Origin of the sequence: Candidatus Allofournierella merdipullorum, from assembly GCF_048426865.1 — a bacterium.
Classification (GTDB): domain Bacteria; phylum Bacillota; class Clostridia; order Oscillospirales; family Ruminococcaceae; genus Allofournierella_A; species Allofournierella_A merdipullorum.
Genome location: NZ_DBFNWJ010000007.1, coordinates 1 through 23053 on the forward strand (window position 1 = coordinate 1; position 23053 = coordinate 23053).

Annotated in this window: 21 protein-coding genes; 3 read left to right on the top strand and 18 right to left on the bottom strand. The window is 63.6% G+C overall.

Annotation, left to right across the window (positions count from 1 at the left end; all coding sequences use genetic code 11):
• Together ACMNAY_RS01255 and ACMNAY_RS01260 are read left to right on the top strand one after the other, a co-directional pair.
• Positions 1–901: hemolysin family protein (locus tag ACMNAY_RS01255; RefSeq protein WP_418718082.1), on the top strand; the 901-nt coding region annotated here is incomplete at its 5' end.
• Positions 898–1449 (top strand): NUDIX hydrolase, encoded by a 552-nt coding sequence (locus ACMNAY_RS01260; protein WP_418718083.1) that lies wholly within the window; start codon positions 898–900, stop codon positions 1447–1449. The genes ACMNAY_RS01255 and ACMNAY_RS01260, both read left to right, overlap by 4 nt.
• Before the next feature lie 78 nt (positions 1450–1527).
• On the opposite strand, the gene ACMNAY_RS01265 is transcribed toward ACMNAY_RS01260, so the two are convergent.
• From ACMNAY_RS01265 to ACMNAY_RS01310, 10 genes are all read right to left on the bottom strand, one after another.
• Positions 1528–2772 (bottom strand): hypothetical protein, encoded by a 1245-nt coding sequence (locus ACMNAY_RS01265; protein WP_418718084.1) that lies wholly within the window; start codon positions 2770–2772, stop codon positions 1528–1530.
• Positions 2773–2785: 13 nt separating this feature from the next.
• Entirely contained in the window at positions 2786–3982 is a 1197-nt protein-coding gene (locus ACMNAY_RS01270) for a hypothetical protein (RefSeq protein WP_418718085.1), read from the bottom strand.
• Positions 3983–4068: 86 nt separating this feature from the next.
• Entirely contained in the window at positions 4069–7305 is a 3237-nt protein-coding gene (locus ACMNAY_RS01275; RefSeq protein WP_418718086.1) for a hypothetical protein, read from the bottom strand.
• A gap of 302 nt (positions 7306–7607) precedes the next feature.
• Positions 7608–7775, bottom strand: a complete 168-nt coding sequence (locus tag ACMNAY_RS01280; protein WP_394977463.1) for a hypothetical protein — start codon at positions 7773–7775, stop codon at positions 7608–7610.
• Positions 7772–8401, bottom strand: a complete 630-nt coding sequence (locus tag ACMNAY_RS01285) for a TetR/AcrR family transcriptional regulator (protein WP_418718087.1) — start codon at positions 8399–8401, stop codon at positions 7772–7774. The genes ACMNAY_RS01280 and ACMNAY_RS01285 overlap by 4 nt, the downstream gene beginning before the upstream one ends.
• 205 nt (positions 8402–8606) lie before the next feature.
• Positions 8607–10139: a DUF4173 domain-containing protein gene (locus ACMNAY_RS01290; RefSeq protein WP_418718088.1), complete on the bottom strand. Its 1533-nt coding sequence runs from the start codon at positions 10137–10139 to the stop codon at positions 8607–8609.
• Between the two features lie 49 nt (positions 10140–10188).
• Entirely contained in the window at positions 10189–10584 is a 396-nt protein-coding gene (locus ACMNAY_RS01295; RefSeq protein WP_418718089.1) for a DUF5301 domain-containing protein, read from the bottom strand.
• Positions 10585–10600: 16 nt separating this feature from the next.
• On the bottom strand, positions 10601–11083 hold the full coding sequence (locus ACMNAY_RS01300) for a hypothetical protein (RefSeq protein ID WP_418718090.1): 483 nt from the start codon (positions 11081–11083) through the stop codon (positions 10601–10603).
• Positions 11080–11301 (bottom strand): helix-turn-helix domain-containing protein, encoded by a 222-nt coding sequence (locus tag ACMNAY_RS01305; RefSeq protein WP_394969345.1) that lies wholly within the window; start codon positions 11299–11301, stop codon positions 11080–11082. The genes ACMNAY_RS01300 and ACMNAY_RS01305 overlap by 4 nt, the downstream gene beginning before the upstream one ends.
• A 13-nt stretch (positions 11302–11314) precedes the next feature.
• Entirely contained in the window at positions 11315–12109 is a 795-nt protein-coding gene (locus ACMNAY_RS01310) for a DUF2975 domain-containing protein (protein ID WP_418718091.1), read from the bottom strand.
• 542 nt (positions 12110–12651) lie between these two features.
• On the opposite strand from ACMNAY_RS01310, the gene ACMNAY_RS01315 reads away from it, so the two are divergent.
• Positions 12652–13284, top strand: a complete 633-nt coding sequence (locus tag ACMNAY_RS01315) for a GPP34 family phosphoprotein (protein ID WP_418718092.1) — start codon at positions 12652–12654, stop codon at positions 13282–13284.
• Between the two features lie 34 nt (positions 13285–13318).
• Here the strand turns inward: ACMNAY_RS01315 and ACMNAY_RS01320 are convergent, their stop codons facing one another.
• From ACMNAY_RS01320 to dnaA, 8 genes are all read right to left on the bottom strand, one after another.
• Complete coding sequence (locus ACMNAY_RS01320) at positions 13319–13858, bottom strand: hypothetical protein (protein WP_418718093.1); 540 nt, start codon at positions 13856–13858, stop codon at positions 13319–13321.
• Positions 13859–13919: 61 nt separating this feature from the next.
• The gene (gene gyrA / locus ACMNAY_RS01325) at positions 13920–16484 is read right to left on the bottom strand and encodes a DNA gyrase subunit A (RefSeq protein ID WP_418718094.1); all 2565 of its coding nucleotides are present in this window, start codon (positions 16482–16484) and stop codon (positions 13920–13922) included.
• Between the two features lie 35 nt (positions 16485–16519).
• On the bottom strand, positions 16520–18463 hold the full coding sequence (gene gyrB, locus ACMNAY_RS01330; protein ID WP_418718095.1) for a DNA topoisomerase (ATP-hydrolyzing) subunit B: 1944 nt from the start codon (positions 18461–18463) through the stop codon (positions 16520–16522).
• A 24-nt stretch (positions 18464–18487) separates the two neighbouring features.
• The gene (gene remB, locus ACMNAY_RS01335) at positions 18488–18772 is read right to left on the bottom strand and encodes an extracellular matrix regulator RemB (RefSeq protein WP_394969355.1); all 285 of its coding nucleotides are present in this window, start codon (positions 18770–18772) and stop codon (positions 18488–18490) included.
• 1 nt (position 18773) lies between these two features.
• On the bottom strand, positions 18774–19862 hold the full coding sequence (gene recF, locus ACMNAY_RS01340) for a DNA replication/repair protein RecF (protein ID WP_418718096.1): 1089 nt from the start codon (positions 19860–19862) through the stop codon (positions 18774–18776).
• A 6-nt stretch (positions 19863–19868) separates the two neighbouring features.
• A complete protein-coding gene (gene yaaA / locus ACMNAY_RS01345; protein ID WP_394977441.1) occupies positions 19869–20084 on the bottom strand; it encodes a S4 domain-containing protein YaaA in 216 nt (71 codons plus the stop codon).
• Between the two features lie 12 nt (positions 20085–20096).
• Complete coding sequence (gene dnaN / locus ACMNAY_RS01350) at positions 20097–21200, bottom strand: DNA polymerase III subunit beta (RefSeq protein WP_418718097.1); 1104 nt, start codon at positions 21198–21200, stop codon at positions 20097–20099.
• Between the two features lie 287 nt (positions 21201–21487).
• On the bottom strand, positions 21488–22801 hold the full coding sequence (gene dnaA / locus ACMNAY_RS01355; protein ID WP_394977437.1) for a chromosomal replication initiator protein DnaA: 1314 nt from the start codon (positions 22799–22801) through the stop codon (positions 21488–21490).
• Between the last annotated feature and the right edge of the window lie 252 nt (positions 22802–23053).

A 23053-nucleotide genomic window follows, 5' to 3' on the forward strand; every position in this document is an offset into this window, starting at 1 on the left:
TCTGGTGGGTCTGGCCGCCGGCTGGGCCGCCGCAAAGCGGGGCGTGCAGCTGCCCGGGCCGCTGAGCCGCCTTTTGGACAAGGCCGGCCTGGGCAACACCGAGCAGGTCACCGAAGAGGACCTGTATGAGATGGTGGACGACGCCGACGAGCAGGACCTCATCGACGAGAACCAGAAAGCGATGATCACCAACATCTTCGATCTGGGCGAGGTGACCGCCGGCGACATCATGACCCATCGCATGGACATGGTGGCGGTGGACGAGACCGCCAGCTGCCGGTCGGTGATCGCGGCGGCGGTGGAAAGCGGCAACAGCCGCCTGCCGGTGTTCCGCAAAACGGTGGACGAGATCGTGGGCGTTCTGTATGTGAAAGACCTGCTTTGCCTGTTCGACGAGCCCACCGCTCTGGACGGCCCGGTGAGCCGCTTTGTGCGCAAGGTGATGTTCGTGCCCGAGAGCCGCCCGGCGGGCCAGCTGCTGCTGGACTTCCGCCGCGAGCGCACCATGATCGCCATCGTGGTGGACGAATACGGCGGCACGGCGGGCCTTGTGAGCATGGAGGACATTCTGGAGGAAATAGTCGGCGACATCCAGGACGAGTACGACGACGAGGAGGCCGAGCTGGTGGCCCAGGGCGACGGCTACGCCGTGGACGGCGCCATCGACCTTTCGGACGTGTTCGAGGCCTTTGGCATGGAGTGCCCGGAGATGGGCGAGGACGAGGAGTTCGACACCCCGGGCGGCCTCATCATCGACAAGCTGGGCCGCATCCCCGAGGAAGGGGAGAAGGCGGCGGTGGAATGGGGCGGCCTTCGCTTTGAGGTGCTCAAGGCGGGGGAACGCCGGGTCCAGCGGGTGCTGTGCACCCGGCTGCCTGAGACAGGGGAGGAAGAGCAATGAGCCACAGCGAGACCCAACTGGACAGCCGCACCCTGTTCGAGGGGCGGGTGTTCACCGTGACCTTTGACCGTGTGCGCCTGGAAAACGGCGCCGAGAGCACCCGGGAAGTGGTGCATCACCACGGCGGCGCCTGCATCGCGGCGCTCACCGACAATGACGAAATTTACCTGGTGCGCCAGTACCGCTACGCCCTGGGGCAGGAGCTCTGGGAGCTGCCCGCCGGCAAGCTGGAAAAAGGGGAGGACCCCTTCGAGGCGGCCAAGCGTGAGCTGGCGGAGGAGTGCGGCCTGGTGGCCCAGCACTACACCGACCTGGGCGAGTTTTACCCCACGGTGGGCTACTGCACCGAGATCATCTACACCTGGCTGGCCAGGGGCCTGACCCCCTGCCCCATGCACCTGGACGAGGACGAGTTCCTCACCCCGGAAAAGGTGCCCTTCGACCAGGCGGTGGCCATGGTGCTGGACGGCCGCATCAAGGACGGCAAGACCGTTGCGGCGATTTTGAAGATCGACGCGCTGCGCCGGCAGGGGAAGCTGACCGGCTGAAACCATCATTGAAAAAAAGCCCCCCGGACGTTTGTTCGGGGGGCTTTTCTATACAATCTGTATTTTATAGTCGCTATATTACATGATTGCCTGGCCCTGCATATAGTAAACGCCCATCTTCCAGAGGAAAAAGGCGCTCACCGCCGCCAGCAGCCAGCGGGCGGGGCGGGGAAGGCTGGCCCCGATGAGGAAGAGAGGGATACACCCAAAGACGTAGCGTCCGCCGCTGATGAGCCAGCCGGCGAGGTAGCACATGCCCAGATACGCCCCGCCCCAGATGAGCCAGTGGGTGGGGCATTGTTTCCACAGGCCCCAAAGAAGCAGGGCCATGGCGGCAAAATAGAGCACCAGCTGGGCGTGGTAGAGGAACGGCGCGAGGCCGGGGTATTCCAGCGCCATCTGCCAGTGCTGGGTCAGGTTTTCGCTGATCCACTTCACCGACTGATACCAGGGGGGCGCGCTCTGAAACTCCATAAAAGCGAAGGGGTCGCCGAAGAGCCGGGCATTGAGGGCCAGATACCCGCCCCAGGCAAGAAGGGGCAGGGCCAGCGCCAGGGAAGCAGGGCCCTGTTTTTGCTGCCGCCTTGCCCGCAGCCAGAGGTAAACCAGGGGCAGCAGCAGCACCAGGCCCTGGTTGCGGCAGAGGGCCGCCAGGGCCCCCAGCACACCGGCGGGCAGCCAGCGGCCGCGGCGGGCAAAATACATGCACAGCAGGCAGAGCAGGAGGAACAGGCTCTCGGTGAACACGCCCAAAGCGAAGAAGCCGAAGGGATAAAAAGCCATCAGCGCCACGGCGCAGACCGCCTGTTCTTTGGGCAGGTCCTGCCCCGCCAGCGCCAGCATGGCCGCGCCCGCGCCGCCCCAGCACAGCCAGCTCACGGCGAGGGCCGCCCCCTCCCAGCTGACCGAAAAGGGGCTGAGCAGGGTGTGGACCAGCCGCACCGCCAGCGGGTAGAGGGGATAAAACACGATGTATTTGGCCGCGTCGCCCTCGGCCACATAGCCCTGCCGGGCCAGCAGCAGGTAGTGGGGGCTGTCGCCGGCGGTGGTGAACCGCTCCCAAAAGCATCGCAAAAAGGCGTCAATTCCGCCGCTCTGGCCCAGATCCAGCCAGCCCAGCCAGACGAAGAAACACTGCGCCGCCAGAACGCCCAGCGCGGCCAGGGCCAGCGCCCCCGGGCCGGGGGCCCAGCGGGGAGCGGCGGGCCGGGCGGGCACGGCGGGCCAGAACACAAGGCCCAGCCGCTTTGCGCACCGCAGCGCCAACAGCGCCACAAAGAGGAGCATCAGCCCTCCGCCGAAATGACCCAGAAAAACGCCCATGGGTTTCCTCCTCTCAGTGGCTCAGCATATAGGCCGCGCCGTAGAAATTGAACAGCGCACCCGCCGCCGTCAGCCACATGGCGCCGCCGCCGAAGGGGCGCCGGGGCCGGGCCAGATACCACCAGAGGGCCAGCGGGATGAGGTCCACGGTGTAGCGGGCGCCGAACTGCCAGCCGCCCATGGTGCGGTGAAGGCACAGGGCGACCAGGGTGATGAGCGCCAGCGCGGGGGCCAGCAGGTCTTTGGGCGCAAGGCGCTTTTGAGCCGCCGCCCGCACAATGTCGATGGCCCACAGCAAAAAGACAGGGCTTGCCAGAAACAGGCAGAAGCCGTTGAAGGTAGGGAAGGAGAGATCCAGCGAGGCGGTGAGGGTGACGGGACGCAGCACGCCCCACAGGTTGGCCCAGAAGTTCTCGGTGGTAAACTGGCCGCCGTCCCGCACGAACTCCGGGAGGTAGGAGTGGCCGAACTCGAAGGGGCTGCCGAACCGGATGAAGTTATACCAGCCCAGCGCCAGCGCCACGGCGGCGGCGGGAGCGGTGAAGGCCAGCAGGCGGCGCCACCGGCGGGTCTTGACCGCGTTCAACGCGGTGGGCAGCCAGAGGGCGAAGGCCAACAGGGCAGTGAAGGGGCGGCAGCCCACCGCCAGCGCCACCAGAAAGAAGGCGGGGGCGTACTGTTTTTTCAGCCAGAAGAACAGGCCCCAGACGGTGAAGGCGAAGTTGAGCACCTGAGCCTGGAACCAGACGCCGCCGCTGCCCGCCAGCCAGAAAAACCCGCTGGAGAGGGTGGCCAGCAGCGCCCACCCGGCGCAGGCCCGGGGGGTGTGGCCGGTGCGCCAGAAGCAAAGGTAGACCCCGGCCAGGGCGGCCAGAGCCCACAGCGCCTGCCACAGATTGCCCAGGGAAAGCCCCAGCGCCGCCGCCGGCAGCGCCAGCACCGAGGGCACCGGCGGGAAGGAGAGATAATACTCTCCGTTATAAATTGCAAGTTCCAACCAGGGGTATTTTTCGCCGTTGGCGATGGAGACCCGCCCCTCCAGCCAGTTTTGGGCCTGCAGCAGATAGCTGTCGTAGGCGTTGGCGTCCAGCAGGGTGCCCCCCGCCAGCGAGTGATAGAGCACGAGGGCCAGCGCCAGCAGCGAAAGGCTGCCCGCCAGCGCCTGAAGATGGCGGCGGTCAAAGGCGCGGGAAAAGAGCGACGGTGCCACGGGCGGGGCCTCCTTTCGGGCTTGGTTTTCGTTATTATACCACAAAAAGCCGCCCCGGAGAAAAGTTCTCCGGGGCGGCGGGTCATTTATTGCTGTTCGTCGTCACTTCTTCTGCGCAAAACCAGAATGACCACCAGCCCGATCAGCGCGGCCAGTGCCAGACCCAGCAGGGCCAGGCCCCAGGGGAAGCCGGAGGACGGCTCCTGCCCCTGGGAGGGCGCGGGGCTCTCGGTGGGAAGAGGCTCCGGGGTGGCCGTGGGCTCGGCGCTGGCGGAGGGTTCCGGGGCAGCCGAGGGCTCCGGCGTGGCAGTGGGGGCCGGGGTGGGCTTTGCGGTGGCCGCCGGCTTCGGGGTCGGGGTCGCAGCCGGAGCCGCCGTGGGCACGGGCGTGGCCGTGGGCGACGGGGTCCACTCCAGCTGGTCCAGACGCTTCAGCAGCGCCTGGCAGCGGGCCAGGAGGCTTTCCACCTTGTCCTTTTCCGCCTGGGTGGCGTCGGTGAGGTCGATGCCCTTCAGGGTCGCTTCCAGCGCCTGCAGCCGGGGCCGGTCGCCGCTGGTAACGGTTTGCTCCGTGAGCCCCTCCATCACCTTTTCCAGGTCGGACAGCGGCTTCATTTCCACGGTGACGGAGGTCACGTTGCCCGCCTTGTCGGTGACGACAACGGCATAGGTCGCCTTGGTGTCGCCGGTCAGGGTGAAGTCAGCGGCAACGGCCTCGCCGTTCACCGTCACGGTGTTCAGGTTCTCGTCGCTGGCCTTCAGCGCCTGGGTCACATAGTAGCTGGCGCCGTTCTCCACGCCGGTGAGGCCGGGGGCGGCGGCGTCCAGCACAAGGCCGTCGGAACTGATGCAGACCCCGTTGCCCGCGTGGTCGGTGATCTTCACATACACCACCAGCCGCGCCTCCGGGTCGATGGAGAAGGGCTGTTTGTATTCGGTGAACTCCACGCTCTTCAGGTCCTCCAGGGTGAGGGCCGTGCCGCCGCTGTGGAGATAATACTCCACTTTGACCGCTTTGTCCGGGGTGTAGCCGCCCACGGTATAACTGTCGTCCGAGGCGGTGACGGTCACCTGCTGGGTCTCCTTGAAGAACAGGCCGAAGGTGATGTCGTTGAGGAATTTGTTCCAGTGATTCTCGCCCAAAGTGATCTCACCGGAGGGTGGGGTGGAGTCCGCCTTCAGCGGGCCGTAGGCCCCGCCGCACACCTGGCACACCGCCTGCAAAAAGTAGGTGGCCTCGCCGCCGGTGCAGTTCTCCGTCTTGGTCTCGCCGCAGCCCGGCCGCTGGCAGATGCCGGTGTGGGTGCCGTCGCCGTTGGATTTCCAGCCGCCGAAGTCGTGGCCCAGGGGCGGAATGACCTTCCAGGAATCAAAGTCGACGATGGGCGTGTCGCAGGCGGCGTCCTCAAACAGCGCGCCGCATACGCTGCACTTATAGTAGGCTTTGACGCCCTGCTCGGTGCAGGTGGCCGGCTGCTCCGGCTGCGGCACTCCCACATGGGCGTGTTCCACCTGAACGTTGAGGTCCAGCTCCACGGTGTTGTAGTTCGCCGTATCGGCGGGGGTGTAGACGGCGGGGAATGTCTGCGTTCCCTCCTGTTCGGGAACGGTGCTGCCGTCCTTCCAGGCCCAGCCCTGGGGCAGCGCTACGTCGGAGAGAGGCTTGCCCAGCCGGGCGGTAAGGCCGGTGGGCTCCGTGTAAGAGGGCGTGGCTTTGGCGATGGTCAGGTCAAAACTGGTCTCGGCGTACCATTTTTCGACCGCATTCAGGCACTTGGCCTGGATGGTGTAGGCGCCGGCGTTCGTGGGCCAGCCGGAAACAGGGCTGCCTGCCGCGTCCGTGCAGGAGTACTCCAGCAGCGTGGTCCCGTTGGGGGCAATGGTGAAGTCCTCGCCCGGCACCACCGGCTGGCTGTCGTAGGTGATCGTTCCCTGATTCAGGCTCGCCGCGTCGTTCTTCACGGCGTACACTCCGTAGGAGTAGCCCTCCTTGTAAGCGGGGTCGTAATTGGCATCGCCGGCTTTTCCGCTTATTTCGAGTATCTTACACGGATTGTCGGTGTTGCCTACCAGGATATTGTCCTTATCACTGGGCGGGGCGTCGAAATAGCCGCCGTAGAGAGTGACCTTCTGCTGGCCGTCCGTTGTGAATTTGGAAATGCTGCAGTAGCCGCCGTATATGAGCCATTTTGCATTTTCCAGCGTCACCGAACCGCTTTGGACGGTGCCCTTATCCATTGTCACATCGACGTTTATCGCCTTTATATTGCCGCTGATGATGCTCTCGTCGTCTCCTCTGTCGCCGATCCGGAGCACGCCGTAATTTTTCGAGTTTGAGCCGTCACCCAAAAAATGCAGGTCGTTGTTGTCATAGACCAGTGTCCCGTTGAATTCCACGGTCCACTGCGCGCCGACCACATACATACCGCTGCCTCTGGCGGCGGTGTTTCCGGACAATAAACCACGATAATTCTCATTGCCGTTGAGATAGATGGTGCAGCCGCTTGCGGCCCAGATACCGCCGCCGTCGCCGGTGGCGCTGTTTTCTCTGAATTGCGCGTATGATGCCAGTTTGGCGCCGGAAGACAGATACACGCCGCCGCCGTTCGAGGCGGTGTTGTAACGTAAAGTTCCCGCGCTCATGTTGATACGCACACCTTCGCCCGCATAAATGCCGCCGCCGTTGCCAGTGGCGTTGTTGTTTAAGACCACGGAGCGTTCCCGCAGCCAGCAGGTGGCGCCGCCGGCCACATACACACCGCCGCCGTTTTTTGCCGTGTTGCCGTTGACTTCGGCATAGCCGTCGATGATGCATTTGCCGCCGGCCACATACATGCCGCCGCCGTTTTTGGCCGTGTTATTGGTGATGTTGGCAGCAACGTTCATGGCGCCGTCGATGATGCACTCGCCGCCGGCCACATACACACCGCCGCCGTTTTTGGCCGTGTTACTGGTGATGCTGCCGCCGCTGATGGTGCAGGTGCCGCCGGCCACATACACGCCGCCGCCGTTGCCGTTTTCGTTTTTGTTGTTTTGGATCGTGCCGCCGGTGATGGTGCAAACGCCGCCGTTCACACTCACACCGCTCTCATCATATGTATCTTGGATCGTGCCGCCGATGATGGTGCACTCGCCGCCGTTCACCGTAATGCCTTTTACAGTGCCGCCGTTGATGGTGCAGACGCCGCTGGTCACCATCCTGCTGCTCACCTCAGCGCCGTCATAGAGATTGAGGGTGCCGCCCTCTTCCACCGTGATGGTTCCCTTCACGGTGCCATAGATGTCTGCCGTGCATCCGCTTTCCACCGTGATGGTCCTGTTCACGGTGCTGCCGGCGCCCACGGTCAATGAACCCGTTTGGGGACTATAGGTTTTCACCTCGATATCGCCGCTGACAGTTACATTCTCCGTAAGGGTCAACGGCTCATAAACATTGATCGGCCCGCCCGTGACGGTGAGTTTTCCTTCGCCGCTGCAACTTTCAATGGTGAGAGGTGCAGTTACAATGAATTCCCTATTTTTCGGAACCGCCGCGAGTTTCACTATCAGGGTACGGCCCGCAAGGCAAAGGATTTGATTATTATCGCCCTGAAATATAACACCGCTTTCTATTGTTTTACTGTCGTTCACCCAGTAAGCAGGCTCCTCCAGGGCGCCGCCAATTGTTGCATCTCCGTCCAGCCGCTGTGGCCGCCGTGGTCGGCGGCAAACACCGCCCCGGGCAACACAAGGGCCAGCGCCGCAAGGCACACCAGGCCCCGCAGCAGCGCGGCGCGAATGGATGACTTTTTCATGTGGATTCCTCCTTTTCTGCCGCCGTTCCGCCGTTTCCGGCGGGCAGGGCGTTGTTTTTTGCCGCCAGCACCGCACGCAGCGAGGTGCGGATGGCGTTCAGCTGCAAGTTCAGATATTCCTCGTCCTCAAACAGGGCGTAGTGGACGCAGGCCCGCACAAAGGAATAGGTCATGCCCTGGATGTAGTCCGCCGGCAGGCCCAGCTTGCCGGAAAGCTGCCGGGCATACTCCCCATAGCGCCGGTTCACGCCCTCGAAAAATTCCCTGCCGCTTTGGCGGTATTTCGGGCTGGCATACACCTGATACATAAAGCGGTATTTCGCGCCGTGCATCTCGGCGGTGACGCGGGGCATCTGGCGCAGAAAACGCTCGATGTCCGGCGCGTTTTTGGGCGCCAGCGCCATGAAATCGTCCTCCACTTTGGCCATGCAATGGGCCGTCGCCTCAATGACGATGCGTTCCATGTTGCCGAAATAATACACCAGCGCCGCGTTGGACACCCCGCAGGCCTGTGAGAGCATCTTCATCGTTGTGTTCTCCAGCCCGTTTTCACAAAAGACGTCGAAGCATTTTTCCAAAAGCTCCGTCGCCCGGGGCGAGCGCAGTCGGTTTTCGATGAGGGCCACCTCCTGAATTTCCTTACTAACCGGACAGTAAGTTCCCGAAGAAAAAAAACAGCGGTCTCTCCGCTTTTTTTCATCATAGCACGGCGGCGGCAGGGCTCACAATCCCTCCGACTGTACAAAAACAGGGTGCCTTTTTGTTAAAACAAGACAAAGGAGCACCGCGGCAAAGGCCGCGATGCTCCCGAAAAGGCTGTTGTTTTTCCGGTCAGTTCCACGGGGACTGTTTCTCCGGCATGGAAAGCAGCCAGTCGCCGATGTCCTCCGCTTCCACGATGCCGCACGCCGCCAGCTGCCGGTTGGCGGCCCGCAGCCAGACGTCCGGCTGAGAGAGGCACAAGGCCAAAAACAGCCCGCAGAACACCGCCGCGGCGGTTCGCACCACCGGGAAGGGGCGGAACAGGCTGACCAGCGCCAGCACCGTGAGCACCGCCAGCACCAGAATGAACCAGCTGGAGACGATGCGGTTCGGGGTGAAGCCGAAGCGGTGGATGTAAAGCACCATCTTGCTGGCCCCCACCAGGGCGAACAAGAGGTTCGAAAGGCAGAGAGCGGCGGCCAGGCCCTTCAGCACCGGGCTTTGGCGCAGCGGGACACGGCTGGCCTTGGCGGCGGCGGTGAGCACCGAGAAGTTGAGCACCACCACGGCGCACAGCTCAAAGAAGCCACGGCGGGCGTATCCGGCGGCGGTGAAGCCCACGGGCAGACGGCCGAAAAAGCCGCCGGTGAGGTAGTTCAGCTGGATGGAAAAGAAGAGGACGTAAAGCGCCAGCAGCAGCGCAAGGCAGAAGGCCAGCGCGCCGGCGGGGGCAAGGCGCAGCTTTTCCGCCTCGGCCCGCAGGGCGGGACTCCGGGCGGGGTCGGGGGCTTTTTTCAGCGCGCCCGCCGCCAGGCCGAAGAGATAGGCGCCCACCGGCAGGCCCACCGCGAAGTAGGTAAACTCGCTGAGCAGCGCCCGCGGCAGGGTGATCCAGCTCAGGAAGTTTTCCAGCGCCGCGCCGAAGGCTTCGTCCGCGCCGGCCAGCAGCCCCGCGGCCAGCGCCAGCACCGGCACCGCCACGCACAGGGTGACCACTCCGGCCCAGAAATTTTCCTTTTTGCGTCCGGAAAGGCCCCGGAGCCAGTCCGTCAGGGCACGCAGCAGCACCCGGATGCGCAGAAAGAAATTGCCGAAGGGCAGGATCACCAGCGCCCGCAGCGTGTCCAGGGGGAGGAAGGGGCCGGTGCGGCCTTCGGTGAGGGAGCCGGTGCGGGCCAGCACCCAGTAGGCGGCGGCGAGATGCAGGGCGAAAAACTCCCAGTTCTGCACCGCGTCGTGGTAGAAAAAAGCGGAAATTTTAAAGATGTAGTCCGCCGCCAGCAGGCCCCACAGCGCCAGCCACAGCCGGCTCTCTTTGGGGGCGGGGCGGTTCGCGGCCCGGCACATCCACTCCACCCCGGCGAAGAACGCAAGGCAGAACAGAGCCATAAAAACCGGGCCGTATTCAAAGCCGAACAGCAGGCCCCGGGCGTAGGCCCAGCCCCACAGCCAGCTGAAAAGGACCGCGGGCACAATCCACCTGGGCAGCGGCGGGCGAACAGGGGAGGCAGGCGCGGGAGCCGGCGTTTCACCGGCTCCGGGGCCGTAGGCCGGGGGCGTTTTTTCGCCGCTCACAAGGAGCGGGGCAGGCTCCGTTGCCTGATTTTTGGGCGCATCAAAGATAGGGGGGCAGGCGCTGCCCTCCGTTTTGCGGGGTTCCATCATCAAACCCTCCTTTTATTCATTTATAGATGCGGCCGGTCTGCGCCGCTCATTCACTCAGGTCGGTGACCATCACCCACAGGAGCTGGTCGGTCTCATACACTCCCTCGTAGGGGCTCTCGATGTACCATTTGTTCTTTTCCGGGTAGACGAAAACCGTCTGCTCGCTGCCATCCTCCAGCACAAAGTGCACCGAGGCCATGTCCTCTTTGTCCGGCACGTCCTGCACGGTGGCCTTGCGGGTGGGTTCGGCGGCGGCCAGGTCCTCCAGCAGCATCTCGATCCAGCCCGGGCCGGTGCGGACGACGCTTTCGCCCTCGTATTCCAGCCGCACTTCGGTCACATCGTGGGCAGCGGGCAGGGTGAGCGGCCCGGCTTTGGCCGCGCAGGCGGAGCAGAGCAGCAGCAGCCCCGCCATAATGAGAGTCCAGATGGGTCGTTTCATCGGGTCAGTCCCCCTTTCAGGTGTCCAGTTCGCAATAGTAAAGGATACGGGCGTCGGCGTCGTAGACGCCCACGGTGAAATTGAAGGAGCCCCGCTCCAGCAGGGGAGCGGTCTGGTCGCTGTGGCGGTCGATGAGGCGGTAATAGCCCGTTTGCACCGCCGGCACCAGCGGCGCGCCCTCGCTGTCGGTGAGGCAGGGGCCGATGCTTGCCCCTTCGTCCTGTGTGCCCCAGACCAGCGTCTGCACCGTTTCGTCCGCAGGCAGGCTGTGCCAGGCGGGGTCGGCCGCCAGCTGCTCTTCCAGCCGGCCGTCCGGGAAGGAGAGGGCGATGCAGCCGGTCCCGTCACCGAGAAAACCGCCGTGGCTGTCGTAAGAAGAGACGAGGGCCGCGCCCGTTACGTCCAGGCTCAAGGCTTTGGCCACCGTCGCTTCCTCGCTTTTTGCGCCGCAGCCGGCCAGCAGAAGCGCCGCCGCCAGGGCAAGGGCCAATCGTTTCATTCGTCCTCCTCCTCGCCGGGCACATACTCCAGCAGATCGGCGGGCTGGCAGTCCAGCGCGCGGCAGAGCGCCGCCAGGGTGGAAAAACGCACCGCCTTGGCCTTGTTGTTTTTCAGAATGGAGAGGTTGGCCGGGGTGATGCCCACCTTTTCGGCAAGCTCGCCCGCGCCGATCTTGCGGCGGGCCATGACCACGTCCAGATTGATGATGATGGGCATTGCTCCGCCCCCTTTAAATGGTCAGGTCCAGCTCGGCCTTCATGCCGATGGCCCGCTGGAACACGTTTTTGATGATGCGGACGATGAGGCCCATGAAAGCCGCGGCGGCGGCCACCATCACCATGGGCAGGTAGAACACCGCGCCGCCCAGGCACAGCAACGCCACCGCCATGCAGCACCAGCTGGCCGCCCGCAGATGGTGGACGTTGTCCGCCACGAACACCTGTTCCTCTTCGATGTTGACCAACAGGCGGTAGAGGTTCCACAGCAGCACATAGGCCGCGGCACTGGCTACGTAGAGGGTGACGAGGCCCCACACCAGATGGGCGGCGTCGTTGATGCCGGCGTAGCGGCTGGTGCGCAGAAACCAGTTCACCAGCCACCAGCCGGACACGTCGCACACCGCCACCGCGCCGGTGAACAGCAGCACCGCCAGCCGGGAGAGGGAAAGGCTGTTTTTTTCGCTCCACATGAGAGATTTCTCCTTTTTTGACGAGTTTCGTTTGCCCCAGACGAGGGCAGCGGCGGCCGCCGCCGCCAGCGCCACCGGCCAGAGTGCCAGGCCGTAGACCGCGGCCACTCCGTAGTTGCGGTAGACTGGCTGGTAGCCGTAGACCCCCGCCCAGACAAGGTCGGTGAACGCCTCCGCCGCCAGAAAGGCCAGCAGAACATTTTTTGCCCCGGCCTTTTTGCGCAGGGGCGGCACGCCCAGCATCAGTGCGAAATACAGCGCCGCCAGGGCCAGCCAGAACACCAGCCAAAGCTGGGCGCCCCGAAGCTGGCTCAGGGCTAACATTGCAGTGAGCATACCGCTCCACCTTTCCCGCGGCGGGAAGGCCCGCCGTTTTTTCCCGGGGAGATACGAACTGCCCCGGCTGTCTGCGGCGCGGCCTTTGGGCCGCTCCGCTCTTTGAGGCCAGTATAGCATGGGGTTTATTGAATTTCAAGTGTTTTTTATTGTTTTTCGATAATTTTTTATTTTGTGACGATATGACCACCAGATATTGCGGCGGCAGGGCAGGGGGACACAAGGGGGGAGGGCGGCAAGGGAGGGCGGGTCTCTTACCCGTTTTGCCCGGCTCTCCGCCCGATGCAGGCCGAGCCAGACGCACCCAGGTCAGACTCTCTTTTTGCGTCCGCACGGGGGCACCACCCTCGCACGCGGCATCTCGGACACTTTTCACAACGAAGAAAAGTGTCCGTTCTGAGGCGCACTAAGGGTGGTGCCCCCGCGCTGCCGGGCCGGGTGGGGGAGGCAGGCAGGCCGCCCATTTTGGCGGCACCAACCTTGCGCTCGGGCCGGCGGCGTGGCATAATGGAAGAGCAACAAAAGAAAGGCGGCGACACGGTATGACCGAACTGAACATTTCCCAGGAATATCTTCTTCTGGCGGTGAACGACCGGGGCCGCTTTTCGCCCCTGAACCCCCAGCAGCCCATCTGCTTTGTGGCGGCGGCGCTGGCAGAACTGACCGAGGCGGGGGCCGTGGCTTTCACCGGCGAAAAGGTGAGCCTTGCCGGGCCGCTGCCCGCCGCGCTGCGGTGTCTGAAGCCGCTGTACGACTTCATCGATCGGCCCCGGCCGGTGCCGCTGGCGATGGCGCTGCGGGATTTTTCGCCCGACGGACCGAAGCTGGCGGAACTGGCCGAGACGGTGGGGGAGAGCCTGGAGGCTCTGGGCCTTGCCGCGCCCCAGCGGGCGCTGGCCGGGCGGGTGTTCTACCTGCCGGCGGCGGGGCAGACCACCCGGCGGCTGGAGCGACTGCTTTTTCATTTGAGCGCCGAGAGCGGCCCCGCCCCAAAGGAGGCGGCGCTGGCGGTGCTGCTGTGTCAGAGCGGAGCAGTGGCTCAGAAGGCGGGCGCGGCCGCGGCGGCGAAAGCCGAAGCCGCGCTGGCGGCGCTGCTGCTCACCGGCAGCGACGCGGCCCGGGCCGCCCACGCCGCTCAGGACATGGCCGACCGGGTGAACGCGGTGCTTCGATGACAAAAAAGAGCCGACGGCGCGCCGTCGGCTCTTTTTATTGCTTTTTTCTGCGCTGCATCAGCCGCTGCAATCGGGGACGGTTGTAGCGCTGGAGAGAAACGAACATCAGGTCAAACAGAGCGGCGGCAAGGCTCGTGAGCAAAAACACCGGCGCCGCCCCCAGCCAGGGCACGGCGGCAAGGGGCAGGAAACTGAGCACAGCGCAGGTCTCGTGCACCAGTTCCGCCTGGCACATGGCCATGGCCACCTCTTCCAGGCTCCGCTTTTTGGTGTCGAAAAGCTCCGGCTCCCAGGAGGGCATGCCGACCTTCCAGCGCTTCACCCTCAATGCCCGCCACAGAGCCGGCTCCCACCGGCGGGGGGTAAACCAGGGATTGCCCAGGTCGCAGCGGTTGTTCATCCGGCGGTCGAATACGCCGCCCACCAGCAGACGCATCCACAAATGATAACATACCGTGAGCAGGGTGACGGCTACAGCGGTGGAAAGGCTTCCCGGCCACAGCAGGGCCGCGGCCAATGCCGCGGCCGAGCCCGCCGCCGCCAGCCGGGCGGCCCGCTCCATACACCGTTTCATCCCTTTTCTCCCCTTTTGAAGAAAGAGAGCCGGCGGCAAGCGCCTCCGGCTCTCTTTTGTTTTATTCCTCGTCGCCCTCGTCGTCAGCGGCTCCTTCGTCCGCCGCCGCGTCCTCGGCGGCCAGAGCAGCCAGTTCCTCGTCGGTGAGGGTCTCCTCCGGCTCGTCCTCCGGCTTCTCCACCGGCTCCTCGTCGCTGCGCTCGGTGCGGGCCACCGTGACCACACGGTCGCCCTCCGCCAGACGCATGACCCGCACGCCGCTGCCGTAGCGGCTCTGGACGTTGATGTCCTCGGCGTGCATGCGGATGATGATGCCCTCCTGGCTGATGAGGATGACGTCGTCCTCGTCGTCCAGAATCTTGATACCGGCTACGCCGCCCTTGGCGTAGTTGCGGATGCCCTTGCCGCCGCGGCTCTGCAGGCGGTAGTCATCCACACGGCTACGGCGGCCCTTGCCGTTTTCGGTCACGGTGAACACCGTGGCGCCCGGGCGCAGGATGCCCACGCCCACGACCTCGTCGCCTTCCGCCAGGCGCACGGCGCGCACGCCGTGGCCCATGCGGCCCATCTGCCGCGCGCCCCGCTCGTCAAAGCGGATGGACATGCCGTCCCGAGTGGCCAGCAGCAACTCGTCCGAGCCGCTGGTGATGCGGCACCAGGCCAGGGAATCGCCCTCGTAGAGGCTGACGGCCAGCAGTCCGCTCTTGCGGATGTTGGAGTAGGCCTCGATGGGGGTGCGCTTGATGAGGCCCCGTTTCGTCACCATGGTGAGGAAACCCTCGGCCTTGTCGGCGGGCATGCACACCATGCGGATGACCTTCTCCTCGTTCTGCAGGGGCAGGAGATTGACGATGTTGGTGCCCTTGCTGGTGCGGCTGCCTTCATAAATCTGGTAGCCTTTGAGGCGGTAGACACGGCCCTGGTCGGTGACAAAGAGCACATAGTCGTGGGTGGAGCCGATGAACAGCTCCTCCACAAAGTCCTCGTCCTTGTGGGACAGGCCCGAGATGCCCCGGCCGCCCCGCTTTTGCACCTGGTAGGTGTCCTTGGACTGGCGCTTGATATAGCCCGCGTGGGTGAGGGTGAAGACGCACTCCTCCACCGGGATGAGGTCCTCGATGTCCACCTCGCCGCTGACGTGGGCAATTTCGGTGCGGCGCTCGTCGCCGTACTTCTCTTTCAGCGCCAGCAGCTCTTCCTTGACGATGGCCAGCACCTTGGCGTCGTCCGCCAGGATAGCCGTCCAGTCGGCAATTTTCTTGTGCAGCTCGTCCAGTTCGTTCTCTATCTTGAGAATCTCCAGACCGGCCAAACGGCCCAGGGGGAACTTGCAGATGGCGTCCGCCTGGGGATCGTCGAAGCCGAACTTCTCCATGATGGCGGCTTTCGCTTCCGCCTGGCCGCCGCCGCAGTGGCGGATGGTGTAGATGACGTCGTCCACGATGTCCACGGCGCGGGCGAGGCCTTCCAGAATGTGGGCCCGCTCCTGGGCCTTCTTCAAATCGAACTGGGTGCGCCGGCGGATGACCCCGTCCTGGAACTGGACATACCGCTCCAGCATGGTTTTGAGGGTCATCACCTTGGGCACGCCGCCGTCCAGCGCCAGCAGGATGACGCCCACGGTGTCCTGCAGCTGGGTGTAGCGGTAGAGCTGGTTCAGCACAACCTGGGGGTTGGCCTCTTTCTTCAGCTCGATGACGATGCGCATGCCGTGGCGGTTGGACTCGTCGTTCAAATCGCTGATGCCCTCGATGCGCTTGTCCTTCACCAGGTCCGCGATGCTCTCGATGAGGCGGGCCTTGTTGACCATGTAGGGAATTTCGGTGACGATGATCTGGAAGCGGCCGTTCTTCTTCTCTTCAATTTCCGTGCGGCCCCGCAGGGTGATCTTGCCGCGGCCGGTGGCGTAGGCCGCCCGGATGCCGCTGCGGCCCATGATGACGCCGCCGGTGGGGAAGTCGGGGCCTTTGATGTGCTCCATCAGACCGGCCAGGTCCAGCTCCGGGTCGTCGATGAGGGCCACCGCGCCGTCGATGACCTCGCAGAGGTTGTGGGGCGGGATGTTGGTGGCCATGCCCACGGCGATGCCGGTGGAGCCGTTGACCAGAAGGTTGGGAAAGCGGCTGGGCAGAACGGTGGGCTCTTTTTTGGTCTCGTCAAAGTTGGGGCCGAAGTCCACCGTGTCCTTGTCGATGTCGGTGAGCAGCTCCATGGCCATCTTGCTCATCCGGGCCTCGGTGTATCGGTAGGCAGCCGGGGGGTCGCCGTCCACGCTGCCGAAGTTGCCCTGGCCGTCCACCAGAGGGTAGCGCATGGAGAAGTCCTGGGCCAGACGCACCATGGCGTCGTAAACAGAGGCGTCGCCGTGGGGGTGGTAGCTGCCCAGCACGGCGCCGACGGTGTCGGCGCTCTTGCGGTAGGGATGCTGGGGGTCGTTGCCCCGCTCGTGCATGGTGTAGAGGATGCGCCGGTGCACCGGCTTCAGGCCGTCCCGCACGTCGGGCAGGGCACGGGAGACGATGACGGACATGGAGTAGTCCAGAAAGGCGCTTTCAATCTCGTCCTTCACGTCCCGCACGATGAGCTTGGTGCCGGTGCCGGGGATCATCACAAAATCTTCATTCAATGGTGTTCACCTGTCTCTTTCTGAAATAGGGAGCGTCACACGTCCAGCGTGGCGTAAAGGGCGTTCTTCTCGATGAACTCGCGGCGGGGCTCCACCTTGTCGCCCATCAGGATGGTGAAGGCTTCGTCCGCCTTCACGGCGTCCTCGATGGAAATTTGCACGATGACCCGGTTGTTGGGGTCCATGGTGGTCTCCCACAGCTGCTCGGGGTTCATCTCGCCCAGGCCTTTGTAGCGGTTGATCTTCACGCCCTGGCCCATCTCGGCGGAGAGCTTGCTCATCTCCGCCTCGTTGTAGGCGTAGCGCACGTCCTTGCCCTTGGCCAGCTTGAAGAGGGGAGGCTGGGCGATGTAGACATAGCCGCCCTCGATGAGGGGACGCATGAAGCGGAAGAAGAAGGTGAGCATGAGGGTGCAGATGTGGCTGCCGTCCACGTCCGCATCGGCCATGATGAACACCTTGTGGTAACGCAGCTTGGAGATGTCGAACTCCTCGCCGATGCCGCAACCGAGAGCGGTGACCACCGGCATCAGCTTCTCGTTGCCGTAGACCTTGTCCAGGCGGGCCTTCTCCACGTTGAGCATCTTGCCCCACAGCGGCAGGATGGCCTGGATGTTGGAGTCGCGGCCCATCTTGGCGCTGCCGCCGGCGGAATCACCCTCGACGATGTAGATCTCGGTCTTGGAGGGGTCTTTTTCGCGGCAGTCGGCCAGCTTGCCGGGCATGCGGCTGGTTTCCAGGGCGCTCTTGCGGCGCACCAGGTCGCGGGCCTTGCGGGCGGCCTCCCGGGCGCGGGCGGCCTGGGTGGCCTTTTCGTAGATGGCCTTGGCCACGCCGGGGTTCTCTTCCAGGAACTCCTTCAGCTTGTCGTAGACAAGACCGGACACCAGGCTGCGCACCTCGGTGTTGCCCAGCTTGGCCTTGGTCTGGCCCTCGAACTGGGCGTCGGTGAGCTTGACGCTGATGACGGCGGTGAGGCCCTCCCGCACGTCGGTGCCGGAGAGGTTGTCGTCCTTTTCCTTCAGATAGCCCTTCTCCCGGCCGAAGTCGTTGATGACACGGGTGAGGGCGGTCTTGAAGCCTTCCTCATGGGTGCCGCCGTCCGGGGTGTGGACGTTGTTGGCGAAGCTGAGCATCAGCTCGTTGAAGCTGTCGTTGTACTGCAGGGCCACCTCGGCGATGATGTCCTTCAGCTGGCCCTTGAAGTAGATGGGGGTGGGGTGGAGCACGGTCATCTGGCGCTTCTCGTGGATGTACTCCACGAAGCTGCGGATGCCGCCCTCGTAGCACATGCTCTCCCGCCGCACTTCCTCGCCCCGCTCGTCGGTGAGGGTGATGCGCACGCCGGCGTTGAGGAAGCTCTCCTCCCGCAGGCGGGTGAGCAGGGTGTCGTAGTCGTAGACGGTGGTCTCGGTGAACATGACAGGGTCGGGCTTGAAGCGGACGGTGGTGCCGTTGGAGGCGGCGGGCCCGATCTTTTCCAGATCGCCGTCGGGCACGCCCCGCTTGAAGGACTGGCGGTACTCATGGCCGCCCCGGCGCACCCGCACTTCCAGCCACTCGGAGAGGGCGTTCACCACGCTGGCGCCCACGCCGTGCAGACCGCCGGAGACCTTATAGCCGGAGTTCTCGCCGCCGAACTTGCCGCCGGCGTGGAGCACGGTGTAGACCACCGTCACCGCGGGGATGCCCAGCTTGGGCTGGATGTCCACGGGGATGCCGCGGCCGTTGTCGCTCACTTCGATGACGTCACCCTTTTTGATGGTGACCTCGATGTGGTCGCAGAAGCCGGCCAGGGCCTCGTCGATAGCGTTGTCTACAATTTCGTACACCAGATGGTGCAGGCCACGGGGGCCGGTGGAGCCGATGTACATGCCCGGGCGCTTGCGCACCGCTTCCAGGCCTTCCAGCACCTGGATCTGGCTGCCGTCGTAGTCCTCGGCCTGGCCCACTGTCTGCTTGTTCAACTCTTCTGCCATTCTCTCGTCTCCTTCTGTTGCTTATCAAAGCGCGCTGCCGCGCGGGTACTGGTCCAGATTTTCCATCCGCTCACACCGCCGCTGCAGGGTGCGGGCGGAGATGGGGCTGATGAACACCGTCTGGACAGGGAAGTCCGTCACCACGAAGCTCTTGGGCAGCTCACCGGAAACGGTGACCACCGCGCCCTCTTCTTCGGCCCGGCGCAGAAACTGCCGGGTGTTCTTGGCAACGGAACTGGATTCAATATCAAAGATGCCGATGATGTCTCTGGTGTGGACCACATAGTCCTGCCCGAGATGAAGATACATATTATCCCTCCAAAAGCCGGCCGCTTTCCATCCGCAGCATCACGCCCGCCGCCTTGTGGAAGAGGCTGGAATCGCAGGCGGTGACGATGGTCTGTTTGTGGCGCACCCGGGTGAGCAGGTATTCCTGCCGGGACGGGTCCAGCTCGCTGAGCACGTCGTCCAGCAGCATCACCGGGTGTTCGCCGGTGACCTCGGCGGCCACCGCCGCCTCCGCCAGCTTGATGCTCAGCACCGCGCTGCGCTGCTGGCCCTGGCTGGCGAAATTTTTGGCGGGCCGGCCGTCCAGCACCAGTTCCAGGTCGTCCCGGTGGGGGCCGGCGGTGCAAAAGCCCGCCCGACGGTCGGCCATGCGGCTGGCGGCCAGGGTCTCGGCCAGCGTGCCCGCTTCAAACCCGCAGCGGTAGCAAAGGCCCAGCGCCTCGCTGCCGCTGCTTATTTCTTCGTAATTCTTTTGGGCCAGCGGGCCGAGGCTTGAAAGAAAAGCCAGACGCCGCCGGCGTATCTCCTCGCCCTGCACCGCAAGGTCGGCGTCGAAGGCGTCGCACATTTCCGCCGCGCCGGGGGTGCGCTCCCAGAACTTTAAAAGGCTGTTCTTCTGGGCGATGAGCCGGGAATAGCGCCGCAGGGTGGCCAGGTACCCGGGGTACAGCTGGCACAGCGCCGCGTCGATGAAGCGCCGCCGCCGCTCGGGGCTGCCCTTCACCAGTTCAAGATCCCCCGGCTCGAACACCACCGCGGTGAACACGCCGGCGATTTCCGAGGCGCGGCCCGCGTCCGCTCCGTTCATCTTGGCGGTGCGGCCCGGGCGGGGGCTGTCTTTCACGCCGATGGTGATGCGCAGCCATATCTCGCCCCGGTCCTCCCGCTCGATGGGGCCTTCCATCACGCCGAACTGCTGGCCTTGGCGGATGAGCTGGGGGTCTTTCGCGCCCCGGAAGCTCTTGGCGCCGGTGAGCAGCCACACCGCTTCCAAAAGGTTCGTCTTGCCCTGGCCGTTGGCGCCGGTGATGACCGTCAGCTCCTCGCCGGGCTTAAAGTCGGCGCTTTCGATGTTGCGGTAGTTGCAGATGATGAGTCGTTTCAGCCGCATGGCGCGTTACCGGCCTTCGCCGATGGTCACGGTGCGGCCGTCCAGGGTGACGGTGTCGCCGGCGCGCAGCTTCTTGCCCCGCATGGTGCAAGCCTCGCCGTTCACCAGCACCTGGCCGTCCTGAATGAGCAGCTTTGCCTCGCCGCCCGTCTCCACCAGACCCGCCAGCTTGAGCAGGCTGTCCAGCTTGATGTATTCGGTATGAATGAGAATCTTATCCATAATCGCTCTCTTTTAATCGTTTTTGAAGCGCACCGGCAGCACCAGATAGATGAAATCGTTGCTGTCGTCCGCCGGCAAGATCTTGACGGGGCTCAAAGCGCCGGTCATCTCCATGGCCACCTTGTCGCAGCGGGCGTTGCGCAAAGCATCCAGCAGGTAGCGGTTGTTAAAGCCGATCTCCACGGCCTCGCCCTCGATGTCCGCGTCGAACTCGTCCACCACCTTGCCCAGGTTCGTCTGGCAGCGCACGGTGACCTTTTTATCAAAAAGGATGCGCAGGGGGTTCTTCAGCCGCTCGGTGATGATGAGGCTGGCGCGCTCGATGGTGTCGATGAAGTCCCTCGTCTCCAGCACCACCCGCGTCTTGAAGCCGGAGGGGATGACGTTGGAGTAGTTGAGGAACTCGCCCTCGATGAGGCGGGACAGAATGACGTAGCTGCCCGCCTCGAACACTACGAAGCGGCGGTTGGCGGAGATGTACACGTCCTGATCGTCCTCGCCCAGCAGTTTATTTACTTCGGTGAGGGTCTTGGCGGGGATGATGATGCGGATGTGCTTTTGGGCGGTGATGGGCCGCTCCACAATGGCCAGACGGTAGCCGTCCAGCGCCACCACGGTGAGCTTGTCCTCCTCAATGGCGAACAGTTCGCCGGTGTGGGCGGGCTTTTTGTCGTCCTGGCTGACGGCATACAGGGTTTTTTCGATCATGTCCCGCAAGGTGCCGGCCTTGATGCACAGGGTGCGGTCGGCGCCGGGGTTCGGCAGGTCGGGGTAATCGGCGGCGCTCATGGCCAGAATGTCGAACTCCGCCACACCGCCTTTGATGGTGGCGTTGCCGCCGTCGCCGGTGGTGATGTCAATGTCGCCCGCAGGCAGCCGGCGCACCATGTCGCCCAGCAGCTTTGCAGACAGGACAATTTCGCCCGGCTCCCGCACGTTGGCCTCGATGGTGGTGGTGATGGCCATTTCCAGGTCGTAGCCGGTGAGGGTGAGCTGGAAGCCGTCCGCCTTTAAGAGGATGCCCTCCAGCGCCGGGATGGACGAGCGAAGGGTCACCGCCCGGCTGACGCCGTCGATGGCGGCTGACAAAAGGGATTTGTCGCAGACGATGTTCATGCAGCTGCGCTCCTTTCTTTCAAAACGCGAAAAAGGCGTATTATAACAAACCTCAATGAAGCCGTAGTAATAGGGGGTGTGAATCTTGTGAAAAAGTGGGACAAGCCCTCTGGCGGCGCGGTCTCGACAGATGTGAACAAGTTTTTAGCGGATGTTGGAAATTTGTTGAATGGCCATTGGCCCCAAAGTTGTTCACACCCCAAAGTGGAAAACCACTGTTGAATGTTGAATACTATGTTGAAAAAGTTGAATTTCACATTCCGTTCAAATTTGGCCGCCGGGAGGGGTCAGCTCCGCACGTTTTTGATTATGTCCTCCACCGTTTCCTTGAGGCGGCGGTCGTTTTCCAGGTTCTGCTCCATGGCCTTGAGGGAGTAGACGATGGTGGAGTGGTCGCGGCCGCTGAACTCCCGGCCGATGTCCTCCATGCTCATGCCGGTGATTTCCCGCACAACGTAGATGGCGGTCTGCCGGGCGCTGGAGATGTTGGCCGTGCGGCGCATGCCTCTGATTTCGGCGGGGGAGACGTTGTAGGTGCGGGCCACCTCGCTGATGATCTTCTCGATGGTCACCGGCACCGGCTGGGTCTCGTTGAGGATGTCCTTGATGGCGTTCTGGGCTACGCCGATGGCCGGCTGGATGCCCTCCAGCAGGTAGTAGGCGTTCAGCTTCTTCACCGCGCCTTCCAGCTGGCGGATGTTGCTCTTCAGGTGGTTGGCGATGAACTCGGACACCTCGTCCGGCATGTGAAGGTTCAAAAGCTCGGCCTTGCGGCGGATGATGGCCACCCGCGTCTCAAAGTCCGGCGGCTGGATGTCGGCGGTGAGGCCCCACTCGAAGCGGGTGCGCAGACGCTCTTCCAGGCTTTTGATCTCCTTGGCCGGGCGGTCGCTGGCCAGCACGATCTGCTTGCCCGCGCCGTGGAGGGTGTTGAAGGTGTGGAAAAACTCCTCCTGGGTGCTCTCCTTGCCGGCGATGAACTGGATGTCGTCCACCAGCAGCACGTCCGCGGGGCGATAGGTCTGGCGGAACTCTTCGGTGCGGCCCGCCTGGATGGCGCTGATCAGGTCGTTGGTGAAGGTCTCGCAGTCCACATAGACGATGTTGAAATTGGGGTGGTTCTTTTTGATCTCGGTGGCGATGGCGGTGAGCAGGTGGGTCTTGCCCAGGCCCGACTGGCCGTAGATGAACAGCGGGTTATAGGCGCCCGAGGGATTGGAAGCCACCGCCTGGGCCGCCGCGTAGGCGAACTGGTTGGAGGGGCCTTTGATGAAGTTCTCAAAGGTGAAGTCATAGCGGCCGTCGGTGTCCACCGTCTCCTCCACGGGAACGGGGGCTTCCGCCTTTTCCGCCGCGGGCACCACCAGCTCCACCTCCACGTCGAAGCCCAGCACCGCCGCCAGCGCTTCCCGCAGCAGGGGGGTGTACCGGTCCCGCACGATGGTGCAGATGAAGTCGTTGCGTACCGCCAGCGTCACCTTGCCGCTGCCCTCGAAGCGCACCGCCTCCAGCCCGTCGATGTACAGGTTGTAGGTGGCGTCCACCAGGCGCTGTTTGCAGTATTCTTTTGCCGCGGCTAATACGTCGTTGAAAGAATCCATAGAATTTTAACGCTCCAATATTTGCAGATTTGGTATCCGATTAATTATATCATAGAAGGTTTTAATTTACAATTCTAAAATACTATTATATATATTATTTCTACTATAGTGGAATATGGGCCGCAAGGGGCGTTTTCATGCCAAAAAACGGCTTTGTAAGGCAAAAAACCTTTTCAGAAAGTGTTGACAAACCCGCGCCGTTTCAGCTATACTTTTATGTTGCAGGGTCGTCCCCAAAATTCGGGGAGCCAA